This is a genomic window from Paenibacillus sp. NPDC058898, assembly GCF_049316025.1.
GTDB lineage: Bacteria > Bacillota > Bacilli > Paenibacillales > Paenibacillaceae > Paenibacillus_AQ.
In genome coordinates, this window is record NZ_JBMOSM010000004.1 from 567823 (window position 1) to 584895 (window position 17073).

The 17073-nt window shown below is 49.1% G+C and carries 13 protein-coding genes and 1 pseudogene; 11 read left to right on the plus strand and 3 right to left on the minus strand.

What is annotated here, in order from left to right:
• The first annotated feature begins 45 nt into the window (after positions 1-45).
• Positions 46-834: a formate/nitrite transporter family protein gene (locus ACOZB4_RS14570; RefSeq protein WP_379406403.1), complete on the plus strand. Its 789-nt coding sequence runs from the start codon at positions 46-48 to the stop codon at positions 832-834.
• Positions 835-1298: 464 nt separating this feature from the next.
• Positions 1299-1775: pseudogene (locus ACOZB4_RS14575) on the plus strand (transposase); the annotation flags it as partial.
• A gap of 75 nt (positions 1776-1850) precedes the next feature.
• Here ACOZB4_RS14575 and ACOZB4_RS14580 read toward each other — a convergent pair.
• The 3 genes from ACOZB4_RS14580 to ACOZB4_RS14590 all read right to left on the minus strand — a co-directional run bounded on the left by ACOZB4_RS14580 (position 1851) and on the right by ACOZB4_RS14590 (position 3013).
• Positions 1851-1991, minus strand: coding sequence for a hypothetical protein (locus tag ACOZB4_RS14580; RefSeq protein WP_422759556.1), 141 nt, complete (start codon positions 1989-1991; stop codon positions 1851-1853).
• 46 nt (positions 1992-2037) lie between these two features.
• Entirely contained in the window at positions 2038-2196 is a 159-nt protein-coding gene (locus ACOZB4_RS14585; RefSeq protein WP_071223816.1) for an asparagine synthase, read from the minus strand.
• Between the two features lie 88 nt (positions 2197-2284).
• A complete protein-coding gene (locus ACOZB4_RS14590) occupies positions 2285-3013 on the minus strand; it encodes a Crp/Fnr family transcriptional regulator (protein WP_098742928.1) in 729 nt (242 codons plus the stop codon).
• Between the two features lie 276 nt (positions 3014-3289).
• Here ACOZB4_RS14590 and adhE point away from each other — a divergent pair, with 276 nt between their 5' ends.
• The 9 genes from adhE (at position 3290) to nagZ (ending at position 17000) form a co-directional block, all read left to right on the plus strand.
• Positions 3290-5899, plus strand: a complete 2610-nt coding sequence (adhE, locus tag ACOZB4_RS14595) for a bifunctional acetaldehyde-CoA/alcohol dehydrogenase (RefSeq protein ID WP_379414998.1) — start codon at positions 3290-3292, stop codon at positions 5897-5899.
• A gap of 319 nt (positions 5900-6218) precedes the next feature.
• The gene (pflB, locus tag ACOZB4_RS14600; RefSeq protein WP_379415000.1) at positions 6219-8465 is read left to right on the plus strand and encodes a formate C-acetyltransferase; all 2247 of its coding nucleotides are present in this window, start codon (positions 6219-6221) and stop codon (positions 8463-8465) included.
• A 43-nt stretch (positions 8466-8508) separates the two neighbouring features.
• Entirely contained in the window at positions 8509-9252 is a 744-nt protein-coding gene (pflA, locus tag ACOZB4_RS14605) for a pyruvate formate-lyase-activating protein (RefSeq protein ID WP_379415003.1), read from the plus strand.
• A gap of 204 nt (positions 9253-9456) precedes the next feature.
• The gene (locus ACOZB4_RS14610; protein ID WP_379415005.1) at positions 9457-10815 is read left to right on the plus strand and encodes an ABC transporter substrate-binding protein; all 1359 of its coding nucleotides are present in this window, start codon (positions 9457-9459) and stop codon (positions 10813-10815) included.
• A 91-nt stretch (positions 10816-10906) separates the two neighbouring features.
• The gene (locus ACOZB4_RS14615; RefSeq protein WP_076320851.1) at positions 10907-11791 is read left to right on the plus strand and encodes a carbohydrate ABC transporter permease; all 885 of its coding nucleotides are present in this window, start codon (positions 10907-10909) and stop codon (positions 11789-11791) included.
• Positions 11791-12618: a carbohydrate ABC transporter permease gene (locus ACOZB4_RS14620; RefSeq protein WP_379415009.1), complete on the plus strand. Its 828-nt coding sequence runs from the start codon at positions 11791-11793 to the stop codon at positions 12616-12618. The genes ACOZB4_RS14615 and ACOZB4_RS14620 overlap by 1 nt, the downstream gene beginning before the upstream one ends.
• Positions 12619-12640: 22 nt before the next feature.
• Positions 12641-14497, plus strand: a complete 1857-nt coding sequence (locus tag ACOZB4_RS14625; protein WP_379415011.1) for a cache domain-containing sensor histidine kinase — start codon at positions 12641-12643, stop codon at positions 14495-14497.
• Positions 14475-15260: a response regulator transcription factor gene (locus ACOZB4_RS14630; protein WP_076320853.1), complete on the plus strand. Its 786-nt coding sequence runs from the start codon at positions 14475-14477 to the stop codon at positions 15258-15260. Before ACOZB4_RS14625 ends, ACOZB4_RS14630 begins: the two co-directional genes overlap by 23 nt.
• A gap of 99 nt (positions 15261-15359) precedes the next feature.
• Entirely contained in the window at positions 15360-17000 is a 1641-nt protein-coding gene (nagZ, locus tag ACOZB4_RS14635) for a beta-N-acetylhexosaminidase (protein ID WP_379415110.1), read from the plus strand.
• Positions 17001-17073: the final 73 nt, after the last annotated feature.

Below are 17073 nucleotides of genomic sequence, written 5' to 3' on the forward strand. Positions count from 1 at the left end.
CCAGCAATCGCATAATAAACAGACGAAATCAAGGGGTGGTATCCCATGTTTAAAACAGATGTGGAAGCCGTTGTCAATGCCGCCGTCGGTAAAAAAGAGCAGATGAAACATAATCTGCTGCGCTATATGGTATCGGCTATGCTGGCCGGCGCGTATGTCGGCATAGGGATTGTATTAATCTTTAAGCTGGGGGCGCCGCTCGCAGCTGCCGGTTCACCCTTCCAATCCCTCGTCATGGGAGCTGCATTCGGGATCGCGCTCACGTTGGTGGTGTTCGCCGGGTCAGAGCTGTTTACCGGAAATCATATGTTTTTTACGATAAGCACATTATCCGGACGCACGACGATGGGGGATACGCTGAAAAACTGGGTGCTCGTGTTTATCGGCAATCTGGCTGGAGCGATTCTGCTCAGCTATCTGGTGTATGCTTCCGGCCTGTTCAAAGGCCTGCCGCCGGACCATCTCATCTTCACGGCTGCTGCCAAGAAAATGAATGATCCGTTTATGGAGCTGTTCTTCAGAGGCATCTTGTGCAACTGGCTTGTCTGTCTGGCCTTGTGGATGGGAATTCGGGCCAAGGGAGAAACGACAAAGCTGATCTTAATATGGTGGTGTCTGTTTGCCTTCATTGCAACAGGGTACGAGCATAGCGTAGCTAATATGACACTTCTGACACTCGCGACGATTTTACCGGGGCATCCCGAGACCATTTCCATTAGTGGATGGATCAGCAACATGGTGCCGGTCACGCTGGGGAACATCCTTGGCGGCGGATTGTTTGTAGGGATGGCTTATTGGTTTATCTCGTCGGGAAAAGGGAGCAAGCAAAAGTAGGTTTTGTAGGCGACATCGATGAGAAGGAGCAGTTCCGTAAGCAGGTTTGCTCACTTGATAGACAGCCGAAAAGAAGGGGGTGTCCCAAAAGATCTTAGATCTGGCGGAATGCCCCCTTTTCCTGTGAGGAGACGCTCCGTGTACGAATCGATCCTCCCATCGCTGTTGCCCCCAAATTTCTTGAAATGGTACTAGGCAAGGATGAAATTCGGGGCCAAAGGCGACCACTCTCGCTTGTCCGGAATCGTTTGGTCCTCTCCGCTACGTTGTGCGAAAACATACTCTAGACATACGAAAAGAAACCGTTTCTTGGTAAAATGGAAGTGCGACCCACCATCTACGAAAGGAACGATTTCTTTGTACATTCCATATACCATGGACCAACTTTATCTGCCAATGGACTTGGAGGATGACATTCCTCCTTATCATCTTGTTCGCATCGTCAATGAATCGGTCAACCGAAGTGGCAACAAGATATCAGCAAGCTAGACAACTGGCAGTACGACGAAGCAGAAGATACATGGACGTGTGTGGCTGGGCGAAAGCTGTGGTTTCGCTATGAAAGTAAGGAAACGATGGTAAGCGGATATGAAATACGGAAGGACACTACCGAAGCGTGAGCTGCGAAGGGTGTTCATGCAAAGCTGCTTGCACGAAAGCTCAAGGGAACCGGGAAATCAGCGTAAGTCTCAGGTATCTTCGTTACAAGCAGCAAGTGAGAGAGAAACTTCGAAGTGAGGAAGGCTATGCGTTGTCGGTGCGGCGAATGGTCGAACCGGAGAGTGTGTTTGGGCAGTTGAAGAATAACCGGGGATTCTGGCGATTTCTGCTTCGAGGACTGACGAAAGTGAGCCTAGAGGTCGATGCCTTTCGCTTGCCATAATCTGCTCAAGCAAGGGGCAACGGACCGAAAAGCAAGAAATGGCGGTGCAAGGAGATAACATCCTGAGCACCGCCATTTCTTTATTTGACACATTTTTTAATCGGACGAACGTCCGTCAAGTGAGCAAACCTATTTATGAGACGGCTCCTTCTTTAACGATATACGAACGAGATGTTTTGGAGGCTTCGCCCTCCAAGCCAATAGCAGATGAAGTTGAACCTAATGAGTAAGCAAAGAAACCGTTCCATTGGTAAATGGTGAGTTGTCCTTCCATTTACCAAGAAACGGTTTCTTTTTGTGTACCTTGTCTTCCAAATCCTTTACCGATGTTCCACCAGGTCAATCGCACCAAGCACAATATGAGCCAGTCCGAAGCCGAGAATACCGGTTGCGGCAAGTTTATACTTGCTGCCAAGCAGAGCGGCACCCGAAGCAGAAACCACAGTTCCAAGAACAGCAGGAATCAATCCTTCACGCATGCTGAGCACTCCCTTTAATTTGGTTTGGAAAGACAAGGTTTATTGTAAGCAGATGACTGTATATTATGCACAGAAGGGAGCAGGCCGATTAAATCCGGCAGATTTCGTTAGGACACAGCTCGCAATGGCAGATTTCCTGCAGCATCGGAAGATCTTTAATGACAATCATTCCGCCGGCATATTCGATGGCATCTTTTTTGCGTAAGTCACTCAGCATCCGGTTCACGCTTTCGCGGGTTGCCCCAATCATGTTCGACAGATCGGTGTGGGTAATCTTCTTGTTGATGAGAATGGTATCATCCGCTTGATGCTGTCCGTAGGTGTTGCTCAGACGGATCAGTGTCGATGTTAAAGCACCGGGCTTACCGTACATCATGAGATCCCGGAATTTGGTCTGGGTGATGCGGTGGTGGATGCCCATCCACTTCATAAAATCAATGGCAAAGTCGCAGTGCTGACAGATCAGCAGCTCCAGATCCTTGTGCTCGATGACACCGACAACGCTATCCTCAAGCACCTCTGCCGAGAAACTGTGATTGTTGCTGAAGAATGGATCGGCTTGCCCGACCATGTCTCCTGGATGGTACATATATAGAATCAGCTCTTTGCCTTCATCAGTCGATTTGGTTAATTTAATTCTTCCTTGTTTAACGTAGTACAGCTTGTCGGCAAAGTCGCCTTCCCAGAACAAATGGGATCCTTCAGGGAGAACCCTTTCCTTCATGCTGACCAGCAGACGGTTGCGGTTTTGTTCCGAGAAGCACTGCGTGTTCCCTAAGTTTTCGATTTCCATTACATGGTCTACAGTAGTGTTCATGTTGGTATCCCCTAACATCCTAAAATTTGATCTGTTTAATCTTTAAATACATTATAACGTGAAAACATTCACTTTTGGGGGAGAATAAGAAGGAAATCGTGGCGAATTTTCAAACTTTGTGATCTCTTTCACTTAAAAGAAGGGAAAGACAGGCATAAATTACACAGAAAAGAAAAATATTTATATTGTGAAATATTTCACATGAATTTAGAGAAGGCTGTGTTACGATCAAAGCGTAGACGAGAAAGAAACATGAACCATGGGAGGATGAGAGATATGGCTGTGAGCAAAGGAACGGTTGAAGTTAAAGGACAAACAGCATCGGAGTACATTCAAGGGCTGATTGACAAGGCGAATCGAGCCAAAGAAAAGTTTATGGAATTGAATCAGGAGCAGGTCGACGGGATTGTACAGGCGATGGCCATGGCAGGCCTTGAGAAGCACATGCAACTGGCGAAGATGGCGGTTGAGGAAACGGGACGCGGCGTGTACGAAGACAAGATTATCAAGAACCTGTTCGCCACAGAGTATATCCACAACAGCATCAAGTACGACAAAACGGTGGGTATTATTGAAGACAACGCCTATGACAGCTTTCAAAAAATAGCAGAGCCGATCGGGATTATCATGGGGATAACACCGGTAACCAATCCGACCTCCACAACCATATTCAAGGCGCTGATCTCCATTAAAACAAGAAACCCGATCATCTTCGGATTCCATCCTTCCGCACAGGCATGCAGCCGGGAAGCCGCGCTGATACTGCGGGATGCCGCCGTGAAACAAGGTGCTCCTGCCGATTGCATCCAGTGGATCGAAGCTCCTTCCATGGATAAAACCAATGCACTCATGAATCATCCTGACGTCGCCTGCATTCTGGCCACGGGCGGTTCGGCAATGGTCAAAGCGGCATACAGCTGCGGCAAGCCGGCCCTCGGCGTAGGACCAGGTAACGTGCCTTGCTTTATAGAGAAGAGCGCGGACCTGGATCAAGCAGTGAACGATTTGATTTTATCGAAGACCTTTGATAACGGCATGATCTGCGCTTCGGAGCAGGCTGTCATTATCGAAGAGCCTATCTATCATACAGTGAAGAAAAAAATGATTGCCAGCGGCTGTTATTTCGTCAACAAGGAAGAGCTGGCGAAACTGACTGCGCATGCGATGGTATCGGAGAAATGTGCGGTTAATCCGTCCATCGTCGGAAAGCCGGCAGCTAAGATAGCTGAGGCTTGCGGTTTCGAGGTACCGGAAAGCACCAAGATCCTGATTGCCGAGCTGGAAGGGGTCGGTCCGGCTTACCCGCTGTCTGCCGAGAAACTGAGTCCGGTTCTGGCCTGTTATAAGGTGAAGGATGCGGAGGAAGGGATAACACGTGCTGAAGAGATGGTTGCTTTTGGCGGAATGGGTCACTCGTCGGTGATCCACTCGCACAATGAGGACATTATTATGAAATTCTCGGATCGGATGAAAACCTGCCGCATCCTGGTGAACCAGCCTTCTTCGCAGGGCGGTATCGGGGATATCTACAACACGAACCTGCCATCGCTGACGCTGGGTTGCGGCTCGTATGGACGTAATTCCACTTCGTCGAACGTGACGGCTGTCAATCTAATCAACGTGAAAAGGGTGAACCGCAGAACCGTGAATATGCAGTGGTTTAAAGTACCGGACAAAATTTACTTTGAAAAAGGCTCCACGCAGTATCTTGCGAAAATGCCGGAAATCACCCGTGTTGCGATCGTTACCGACCCCATGATGGTGAAGCTGGGTTATGTGGAGCGGGTAGAGCATTATCTGCGTCAGCGCAGAGTGCCAGTGGCCATCGAGGTCTTCTCGGAGGTTGAGCCGGATCCTTCAACAACGACAGTAGAACGCGGAACGGAGATGCTTACCCGATTCCAGCCGGACTGCATTATCGCCCTCGGTGGCGGATCGCCAATGGATGCAGCGAAAGCGATGTGGCTGTTCTATGAATACCCGGATACGGACTTTAACAATCTGAAGCAAAAATTTATGGATATCCGCAAGCGGGTCTATAAATATCCGAAGCTTGGACGGAAGGCGAAATTCGTTGCCATTCCAACAACGTCGGGAACCGGCTCGGAAGTGACTTCGTTTGCTGTCATCACGGACAAAGGGCTGGGGAATACCAAGTACCCGCTGGCTGATTATGAGCTGACACCGGATGTGGCGATTATCGATCCGGAATTTGTATACACGCTGCCTAAAACAGCGGTAGCCGATACCGGTATGGACGTTCTGACACATGCTATTGAAGCCTACGTATCGGTGATGGCCAGCGATTATACGGATGGGCTTGCCATCAAAGCCATACAGCTCGTGTTCCAATATCTTGAGCAGTCGGCGCTTACCGGTGACAAACTCGCCCGCGAGAAAATGCATAATGCTTCGACGCTTGCCGGCATGGCTTTTGCGAATGCGTTCCTTGGCATCAACCACAGTCTTGCGCATAAGTGGGGCGGCCAGTATCATACGGCACACGGACGCACCAATGCGATCCTGATGCCTCACGTCATTCGTTACAACGCCAAGAAGCCAACAAAATTCGCGGCATGGCCTAAATATACCCACTTTGTGGCTGATGAGAGATATGCTGAAATCGCACGGATTCTCGGGCTGCCGGCAAGAACAACGGAAGAGGGCGTAAACAGTCTGATTGGCGCGATCCGGGAGCTGAACAGCAAGCTCGGTATCGAGGAGTCGTTCCAGCAGCTTGGCATCGATCCTAAAGATTTCGAGAAGAATGTTGAGCATTTGGCGGACCGGGCTTTTGAAGACCAGTGCACAACGAGCAATCCGAAGCTGCCGCTGGTGACAGAGCTCGCAGAAGTTTACCGCAACGCATTCTACGGTCGGTTCTAAATAGGATAGGCTCTGAATGCCGATCATGAAGATCCGGGAATATGTTGAGGTAAGTGATGCAAGACCAGACTCGGAGTGATAAAAATCACGGGAAAAGATAACTTTGTGATTAATATCACAGATGCGAGGGATCAACAGGACTACAATAAAGGTGTAGCAAGAAGCTGAATCTCAGGTCTTTGATAAAGAAGCTTGAAGGTGCAAGGCGGGGTAGTGGCATCATTGATCGTGAAAATAATCACATTTAAAGATCTGAGATAGATCAAGGTGTGGCCTCGCCTGTCCTTGCAAGCCCCAGCAAATCTAGGAGGGATTCAATATGTCGGTGATTGAAAAAGAAACAGGCTGGAAAGGTTTTAAATCAGGTAAATGGACCAAGCAAATTGACGTTAATGATTTTATTGCAGAGAACATTACTCCCTATTATGGCTCTGATGAATTTTTGGCAGGACCCACGAATAACACCAAAGCACTGTGGGATATCGTATCGGATTTAACCAAGAGAGAACGGGACAACGGTGGGGTACTGGACGTGGATGTCCATACACCTTCAACCATCACTTCTCATCAACCTGGCTATTTGGATAAGGATAAAGAACAGATTGTCGGCGTTCAGACCGATGAGCCGTTCAAGCGTTCGATCCAGCCTTTTGGCGGGATCCGGATGATGATTGATGCGTGCAACGCATACGGCTTTGAAATGCCGCAGGCCGTTGTAGATATCTTTAACGGCATACGCAAAACGCATAACCAAGGCGTGTTTGATGCCTATACTCCAGAGATGAGAGCAGCGCGCAAGGCCGGGATTATTACGGGACTTCCCGATGCGTACGGACGCGGACGTATCATTGGTGACTATCGCAGAATATCGCTATACGGCGTAGATGCTCTTATTCAGGACAAATTGAGAGAACTCGGTGAGCTTGAAGTGGATGCTATGGATGAGCCGGTTATCCGTTTGCGGGAAGAATTGTCTGAGCAAATGCGGGCCCTCAAGGAACTGAAGGAAATGGCGGGTATGCACGGTTTTGACATTTCCAAACCTGCAAATACGGCGAAGGAAGCATTCCAATGGTTGTATTTCGGTTATTTGGCCGCGATCAAGGAGCAGAACGGTGCTGCGATGTCGCTTGGCCGGGTATCTTCTTTCCTTGATATTTATATTCAACGGGATCTGGCTGAAGGCAAGCTAACGGAAGAAACAGCTCAGGAACTGGTCGACCATTTCGTTATGAAACTTCGGATCGTGAAATTCCTGCGTACGCCGGATTATAACGAGCTGTTCAGCGGGGATCCAACGTGGGTAACGGAATCCATCGGCGGCATGTCGATAAACGGTGAGACGAGAGTGACCAAGAACAGCTTCCGTTTCCTGCATACCTTGTATAATTTGGGACCTGCTCCAGAACCGAACTTGACGGTGTTATGGTCGGAGAAGCTGCCGGAAGCCTTCAAAAAATATTGTTCGAAAGTTTCCATCGAAACCAGCTCGATTCAATACGAGAATGATGATCTCATGCGTCCGATTTACGGAGACGATTACGGCATCGCCTGCTGCGTATCCGCCATGCGCATCGGGAAACAGATGCAGTTCTTCGGAGCAAGAGCAAACCTTGCCAAAGCGTTGCTCTATGCGATCAACGGTGGTAAGGATGAGAAATCAGGCGCCCAAGTTGGACCGGAATATCCGGCTATCGCTGCCGAGGTCCTGAGTTATGATGAAGTCATGAAGCGATTCAAGCCGATGATGGAATGGCTCGCGAAGCTCTATATGAATACACTTAACGTTATCCATTACATGCATGACAAATACAGCTATGAACGGATTGAGATGGCGCTTCACGACCGGGATATCCTGCGCACGATGGCATGCGGCATCGCAGGCCTGTCCGTAGCAGCGGATTCACTGAGTGCAATTAAATATGCAAAGGTGAAGCCGGTACGCAATGAGCAAGGAATTGCAGTGGATTTTGAAATCGAAGGCGAGTTCCCTTGCTATGGCAACAACGATGATCGCGTGGATAGCATCGCCGTTGAATTGGTCGAGACCTTCATGAGCATGATTCGCAAGAACAAGGCTTACCGTGACGCAATGCCGACCCAATCGGTGCTCACGATTACGTCGAACGTCGTATACGGCAAGAAAACAGGAACCACGCCGGATGGACGTAAGGCAGGCGAGCCGTTTGCGCCGGGCGCAAATCCGATGCACGGACGCGATAAGAAGGGAGCTCTCGCTTCGCTGACTTCCGTGGCCAAGCTGCCTTATGAGGATAGTCTTGACGGCATCTCGAACACGTTCTCGATCGTGCCGAAAGCCCTTGGTAAAGAAAGTGATATCCGTGTGAACAATCTGGTTGCGATGTTGGACGGTTATTTTGGCAGCAAGGCACACCATCTGAACGTCAACGTATTTGACCGGGAGCAGTTGATCGATGCGATGGAGCATCCGGAGAATTATCCGCAGTTAACGATTCGGGTATCCGGTTATGCAGTTAACTTCGTCAAACTGACGCGTGAGCAGCAGCTCGATGTCATCAACCGTACGTTCCACGGATCGATGTAAGGATGGAAGACAACCCTAGCGGATACAGAAAGGATGACGCACCATGCTAAAAGGTCATGTACACTCCATAGAAACGTTCGGAACGGTGGACGGTCCGGGTATCCGCTTTGTGCTCTTCATGCAGGGCTGTCTCTTGAAGTGTCAATACTGCCATAATCCGGATACCTGGGGACTGCATGAAGGACGCGAGATGACGGTAGAGGACGTGCTGGCTGAGATTGAACCTTATCTGAGCTACTACCGTTCATCGGGCGGCGGGTTAACCGTCTCCGGTGGTGAGCCGACATTGCAGTATCCCTTTGTCACGGAGCTGTTCAAGGAAGTGAAGCGCCGCTGGAATTTGCATACGACGCTGGACAGCAACGGCTATAATGAACCGGAGAAAATCTCGGAATTGCTGGAGTTGACCGACTTGGTGCTGCTTGATCTGAAGCATATCAACGACGAGAAGCATATCAAGCTCACTGGGAAGTCGAACGAAAGGACGTTAAAGACGGCCCGCTGGCTGTCTGACCATGATCGGAACATGTGGGTCCGCCACGTCTATGTGCCGGGCATCCATGACAGCGAAGAAGACTTGATTGCGCTCGGTCAATTTATTCGGACGCTGCACGGCGTCGAGAAATTCGAAATCTTGCCTTACCATCAGATGGGCGTTTACAAATGGAAGGAGCTCGGCATGGCTTATCCATTGGAGGGCGTACCTTCACCTTCCGAGGAAGAAGTGGCACGCGCTTACCGATTGATTGGTGAGATACCCAAGAAAATAGAGATAGTCCAGAGCTAATAGATTTCTAATTAATTTCATATATGCGTTACGATTACTGACAACAACCTTTCCCCATATGGAAAGGTTGTTGTTTTTTTGTAGAGGATTTTATCCCTTGGCAAGAAAAATATCGGCCTATCGAAAAATGGAATCGCTTTCTATAATGAAGATGTGAGGAAAACGCCTATCAAATAAACAAACACTTCGGGAGGGTCAAAGACAATGAAGAAAAAGGGTCTGGCATTATTAATGTCGCTTCTGTTCGTCTCATCCACGCTTTTGTCTGCATGCGGCGGCGGTGACAAGGCAGCAGAAAAACCGTCAGGTGGTTCGGAAGGAACGGCCAGCAATGAGCCGTTTGAAATCACCATTCGCCATACGCAAGTAGGTGAATCCAAGAAATTCCGTCTCGCATTGCTGAACGATGTTGTCAGTAAAACCGAAGAGGCGGTGCCCGGGCTGAAAATCAAGCTGGACGCTGTGGACTCTGAAGTGAACCGGAAAGAGAAACTGAGAGGCGAGATGGCAGCCGGTAAGCCGCCGGAAGTATTCGATGTGTTCGGCAGCCCGGATGCAGGCGTATATTCCAAAGAAGGCTTAATGCTTGATTTGACCCCAATTTTGGATGAACTAGGCATTAAAGACAAATTTACGACACTGGATCCATTTACACATGACGGCAAGATCTACGGATTGCCGATTGGGGGTTCCATTGAGGGTATTTTCTATAACAAGGATTACTTCACCCAAAAAGGTTTGAACGTTCCTAAAACATTGGCTGAATTGGAGCAAATTGCTGAAACGATAAAGGCCGACGGGAAGATTCCTTTTGCCCAATCCTCCAAGGATGCTTGGATTCCGCTCATGACCACGAACAACCTGTGGAGCTATTACGCAGGGCCAGAGGTTACTTACGGCTTCAAAACCGGGGAAACCAAATGGACCGATCCGAAAGTCGTGGAAGGTGTGAAGAAGCACCAGGAATGGGTTGAGAAGGGATACTTCAAAAAAGGCGAGCTTGGCTTCGAATATGCGGACATGAGAAACCAAATGATCACCGGCGAAGCCGTCATGATGATGGACGGATCGTGGGCAAACTCCGTATTTAGAGATCCGACTCAAGCGGGTGATTTGGTAGGTAAGGTCGGATACTTCAACCTGCCTCCGGTTAATGAAGGCGACCCTGTCATCGTCATGCAGGACGCAAACAACGGATATGGATTCTCGGCAGCGGTAGCAGAAGATCCTCGTAAACTTCAAGCGGTTAAAGAATTCATTAAAAATATGTGGACAGATGAAATGCAGCTGCGCGGTCTGAAAGAAGACGGTGTACTGCCGGCAATGAAGATGGATCTGGCAACAATGAACTCCACTTCGGATGATCCGCTTATGCAGGACATTTTCAAAGGCGTCAGTGAGATCAAAAAATCCTTCCCTGCCTTTGATGCACTTGTTCAAGCCGACGTAAACACTGCACTGAGCATGGGCATTCAGCAGGTCATCGGCGGCGAGCTTGATGCCGAGAAGATGCTGGAGAATGTGCAAGCAGCGCAAGAAGCGGCCAATGCTTCAGAGGAATAACTAAAATTCTAGACGAAAGGGCACCACCCGCTGCGGTACATGGGGGTGCCCTTTCGCCTAAACAACATCAGACATAAATACGGAGGTTACCATGAACAAAGCGCTGAGAAATCCTCTGATTTACATCGTTTTTGTGCTGCCGGCATTCTTATTGTTTCTGGCTTTTTTCATATACCCGATCTTTACTGCGTTTGACAACAGCTTTACGAGCTGGAATGGCATCTCCAAAGATGTGAAGTACATTGGGCTCGATAACTATGTGACAGCCTTGAATGATGATGCTTTTTGGAAGGCTGTCAGGAACAATGTTTATTTCATTCTCTTTTCCTGTTTGATCCAGGTTCCGACGATCGTATTTTTCTCCCTGTTAATCGCAAACGTGAAGCGTTTGAAGGGACTTTATAAAACGGCGGTTTTTGCACCATCCATCATGTCGACGGCTGTGATCGGCATTTTATGGGGATTCATTTACAACCCGGACTTTGGTCTGATGAATGAGATTTTAGGGCTGGTTGGAATTGAACCCATCTACTGGTTATCGGATAGCAAATGGGCCATGATTGCCATCCTGATCACGAATGCGTGGCAATGGACTGGCTTTTACATCGTGATGGTTCTTGCCGCAATTCTATCCATACCCAAAGAGCTGGATGAGGCTGCGGCAATTGATGGCGCGACAGGGGTCCAAAGAGCAACCAAAATCACGCTTCCATTAATTATGCCAATTATCTCTGTTGTGATCATGCTTTCGATCGCGGGAGCCATGAAAGCGGCGGACATTATTCTGGTTATGACCAAGGGCGGGCCGGCTGGCTCAACCGACGTTATGGCGACATATATGATTCGATATGCGATCACGAGCTTCAAGCATGGCTTTGGCAACTCGATCGCCGTGCTGATCTTCCTCTTCACGATTATCGTAACGGTGCTTTACCAGGTGCTGGTCGCAAGACGCAACGAAAGGATTGAATACTGATGAGAGCAATAAAGAAACTGATCCCGCACATTTTTCTGATGGCTTACTTGCTCGTCATACTATATCCTTTCCTGTTCGTCCTGTTCTCTTCCGTGAAGGTGGATAACCAGTCTATTGCAACGAACCCTTTTGGTTTGCCAAGCACGCTGGTATTTGATAACTATGTGAACGCATGGGTGAACGCCAAGATTAGCACGTATTTCTGGAACAGCTTATACATCGGCGTGCTGTCAGCCTGCTTGTCGATTCTGTTTGCAGCGATGCTGGCCTTTGCCGTGACGCGGATGAGATATAACCGGATTAGCGCCATCGTCTTTCAATGTATTTTGATAGGCATGCTGATTCCGAATAACTCTCTCATGCTGCCGATATATGGCATCATGAGGCAGTTGGATATTTTGAACACGCACATGGCCCTGATTCTACCGTATGTTGCCAATGCCATCCCGTTCTCGGTTATTATACTGGCTGCCTTCATGCGGTCGCTGCCCGGTGAAATCGAGGAGGCTGCGGTTATTGATGGATTGAGGTCCGGAGGGTTGTTTGCTAGAATTATCATACCTCTGACTGTTCCGGCTATCGTTACCGTATTTATTATCAATTTCCTGGGTAACTGGAACGAATTCTTGCTTGCTAACTACTTCCTATCGAATGATGAACTGAGAACACTGCCTGTCGGCATGGTCGGTTTCAGGGACGCCTACAATATGAACTACGCACAAATGTCTGCGGGTATCATATTCAGCGTGCTGCCGGTCCTTATCATTTATGCCGTTCTGCAAGAGAAGATCATTGAAGGCGTCACCGCAGGAAGCGTCAAGGGGTAATACTAGGAGCAGGAGCATGCGTATGAATTTGCGGAACAAACTATTCACAGCCTTTTTGGGGCTCATTATTATTCCGTTATTTGTGCTGGGCCTATTTACATTCTTTATTACCTACAATTCGATTGAGAAAAAGTACAGCCAGCAAGCCGAATATTCGCTTAAAGCAATCAGCTACAGCATTCTGAGCGTGTTTAAGGAGATGGAGTACGTCACGGATAACGGGATTGCCACCTCCGTCTTCGCCATGGCGCTGAACGCCAAGGATCCCGATGCGCAGAACCTGATTAAGGAATCCAATGCGGACCAGCTGAAATTGAACGACAGACAGCGGAGCTTTCGGAATCTTCTATATAATCATCCTGCGATTAGCTATGCGTTTTTATATCATTTTAATAAAGAATCATCACCGATTCCTATATTCAGTAAAGAAGATTTCAGGACCCTGCCTTATGAAAAGTTTAAGAATAGTCCTTTATATGAAGAGGTGGTTCAGCTTAACGGAATTCCCAAATGGCTGGCTCCGCACGAATTTCCGGAGTTGACGGGAGCGGATCCGGTATTCACCCAGATCCGGCTGATTAAGGATGTTACGACACTCCGCAAGCTGGGCATTCTTGTCGTCCAGATCAAGAGGTGGGAGTTTGAAGAAATTTTCCGCAATTTGACACTCCCTAACAATCTGCAGAACACATCTTTTATGTTGGTCAACAATGAAGGCTTCATTCTATTTGACCCCAATAACGATATGGATGGTCAAAATATCAGTCAATATATGAAGCATGACGTTGAGTTTAAGCAAGGCTACCAAAGTTTTAAAGCCAAGTTTAATGGCAAAGAGAATATTGTTTCTATCTATCATCTGAATGATTACGGCTGGAATCTCGTCTCGGTGACTGACTGGAACTCGTTATCGCAAGAGGTTACTTCCTTTGCCAAGTGGTTCTTCGTCATTATGGGCCTCTGTCTGGTTACCGCGATTGTGTTCAATCGTCTGTTCATGAATCGGATTACCGGGACGATCGCTGTTATCGTGCGGTTTATGCGCCGTGTGGAAGATGGGGATTTGAACGCGAGAGTTGAAGAGAAGGGAGAGGATGAGCTGCTGCTGCTGTCGAAAGGGTTCAACAACTTGATGAACCGGATCAACAATCTGTTTGCGCAGATCAAAAAGGAGCAGAGGCAGAAGACCGACGCGGAGATGCGTGTGCTGCAAGCGCAGATCAAGCCGCACTTCCTCTTTAACACCTTGGAATCAATCAATGTTCTCGCTGTCCAGAATGAAGGACGCAAGGTCAGTGAGATGGTTTACCGGCTTGCCAGCATCTTGCGGATCAGTATACAGGAGAAGGAAGAAATTACGCTGGATGAAGAAATCAAGCACTTGCAGAGTTATCTTGAAATCCAGAAGTTTCGGTTTGAGGACCTGTTCGAATACGAGATTGACGTGCCGAAAGAGCTTATGCACAGCCGTATCCTGAAGCTGACGCTGCAGCCGCTGGTTGAGAACAGTATACAGCATGGCTTTGAAGGCATTTCTTATACGGGATGGATACGCATCTCTGCATGGAAGGAACTCGGTAATGTCATGATTCGGGTCGAGGATAACGGACTCGGCATGACCGCTGAGCAGTTGTCCATGTTTGAATATATGGTGTCCGAGGATAACGGATCCGAACAGGTGACGTTGCAGAATCTCAAAGTGAACCAGGAACGACGGGGACTTGGGCTGCGGAGCGTGGCTGACCGACTTAGAATTCAGTACGGGGATTATTACGGTCTGTTCATATGCTCAAGCCGCCCCGGCGGCACCGTTATACAATGCGTCATACCCAATTATGACAGGGGGGAAGGGCAGCATGTTGAAGGCATTATTAGTTGATGATGAGGCTCCCATCCTGAACAATCTCAGCAAGGTTCTGCCTTGGGAAGAGATGGGCATGAAGGTTGTCGGACTTGCCCGAAGCGGGATGGAAGCACTTGAAGTAGCGGATCAGTACAACCCGGATCTGATCCTGTGTGATATCCGGATGCCCGTCATGGACGGACTGACCTTTATAACGAAGATTCGGGAGAAAGGAAGCCGGGCGGAGATCTTTTTGCTGACGGGATATCAGGAGTTTGAATATGCCCGGGAAGCAATTAAGCTGGGCGTCAAGGATTACATCAGCAAGCCAATTCATTACGGGGAACTCGAGATGAAGATTCGTGATATCGGGGAGGAAATCCGCAAGAAAAGGGCGAAAGAGAAGTATTACAGCACCGTTTCGCTTATTGATGAGGCTCCGAATCCCGAAGCCGTAAAGAAAACGCCGGAACAATTGGTAACGTCTGCTCTGGAGTATATCAATACCCATATGGGGCAGGATTTGGGGATTGAGGAGCTTTCGGAGCATCTGGGCATCAGCTCCAGCTACTTCTGTTTATTGTTTAAGAACCATGTCGGACTCACCTTTGTGGAGTACTTGACGAGACAGCGGATGGAGGCAGCCAAGTTCCTGCTGGTGAACAGCGATAAGAATATCGCTCAGATCGGCTCCTTTGTCGGTTATCATGAGCGGCGGTATTTTACCAAGGTATTTCAGAAGGCTACCGGCATGACGCCATCCGAATTCCGGGAAATGTCCGGAGAGGCAACGGTATAGGTTTTGACAGGACCCATGCAGGCTGCTAAAGTCATCACTGGATCAATCCCGCCTGGCTTGCAAAGTCCTTTAAATTGATAGAAGGTAGGTATGAAATCAATGAAATGGACGGCAGCAGATTTATCGTTAGAACAAAAGGTAGGACAAATGTTTATATGCGGCTTCAACGCGCTGACGCCGAATGAGCATGCCAAAATACTGATTGAACAATATCAGGTCGGGGGCATCTGCTATTTTCGCCGGAATGTGAAAACGCTGCCTCAGCTTGCCGAACTGTCGGAGTCCTTACAGCAGCTCGCATCGGACAGCCAGAAGTTCCCGCTTCTGATCTCGATTGATCAAGAGGGCGGTATGGTTGCACGAATTGATCATGAAGGCATCAGCCGTATTCCGGGGAATATGGCGCTTGGAGCAGCGGGCAGCGCGGAGGATTCGTACAGGGTAGCACAAATCGGGGCACGCGAATTGCGTTCACTTGGTGTAAATATGAACTTCGCTCCTTGTCTCGACGTGAACAACAATCCTCGTAATCCGGTCATCGGCGTGCGTTCCTTCGGCGAAGATCCTCAAGCTGTTGCCGCTCTTGGGACTGCGGCAATGAAGGGATACCAGGAAGAAGGTGTATCCGCTACGGCCAAACACTTCCCGGGCCATGGCGACACCAGCATCGATTCTCATCTCGGGCGGGCTTCTGTACCGCATGATTTGGAACGGCTCCGCAGCGTGGAATTGTATCCGTTTGCGCAAGCGATCCAGAACGGAGTGGACGCCATCATGACGGCTCACGTCAGTTTCCCGGCGATAGAGCCGAGCGATCTGCCGGCGACGCTCTCTCATGCCGTGTTAACGGGTTTGCTGAGGGAGGAGATGGGGTTTGAAGGTCTGATCATAACGGACTGCCTTGAGATGCACGCAATCTCCAAAGAGTACGGGATTCCGGAGGGCGCGATACGCGCGATCGAAGCGGGTGCGGACTGCGTACTGGTCAGCCATAATCTATCGGAGCAGACGGCGGCGATTACGGCCGTCATTGAGGCTGTCCGCAGCGGGAGACTCCCGGTAGAGCTGATCGACAAGGCTGTAGATCGGATATTGGCGCTTAAGCAGCGTAATGCAAAGCTCGCTGAGGAGCTTCCGGTCTACCCGATTGGCGAGGTTGCGGAAGAGACCAAACAATTGCTGGCTCAAATTGCAGGCAGAGGAATCACGCTGGTGAAAGACGAGAGGCAGCTGCCTCTTAAGCCGGAGCAGGCCGTTGCGGTGATCTGGCCTGAGCTGCTTCAGGCAACCCAGGTGGATGAAGCATGGAGCAAGAGCTACACCTTAGGGGATGCCTTGAGAAGTTACGGGGTTCAGGCAGACGATCTGCGTGTCGGAACGGATATGTCCGACGAAGAGATAAAGCAAGTCGTTAAGGCAGCTGAAGGATATAAACAGATTGTAGTAGCTACGTACACCTCCGAGAGCCGTCTTCCCGCCGGCCAGCAGAAGCTGGTGAACAAGCTGGTTGAACTTGAGGATGTGACACTTGTTATCGTCGCTACCCGTAATCCCTATGATATCAATGATCTTCCGCCGGTTCCGACGTATTTGTGCAGCTACGAGAACACACCTTATTATATGAATGCAGCCGCGGGTGTCTTAATAGGACGGGTTACGCCTGAGGGCAAGCTCCCGGTAGGAATCAGCGAGACTTATCCGCTTGGCTGGAGCGGTAATCAGGACTATGTCAATAATTAAATAAGGGTTGCTCAAACCGGAGTCTTCCTACCCAGGAATGCTCCGGTTTTCCTATTTTCCAGCCTTTTCTGAG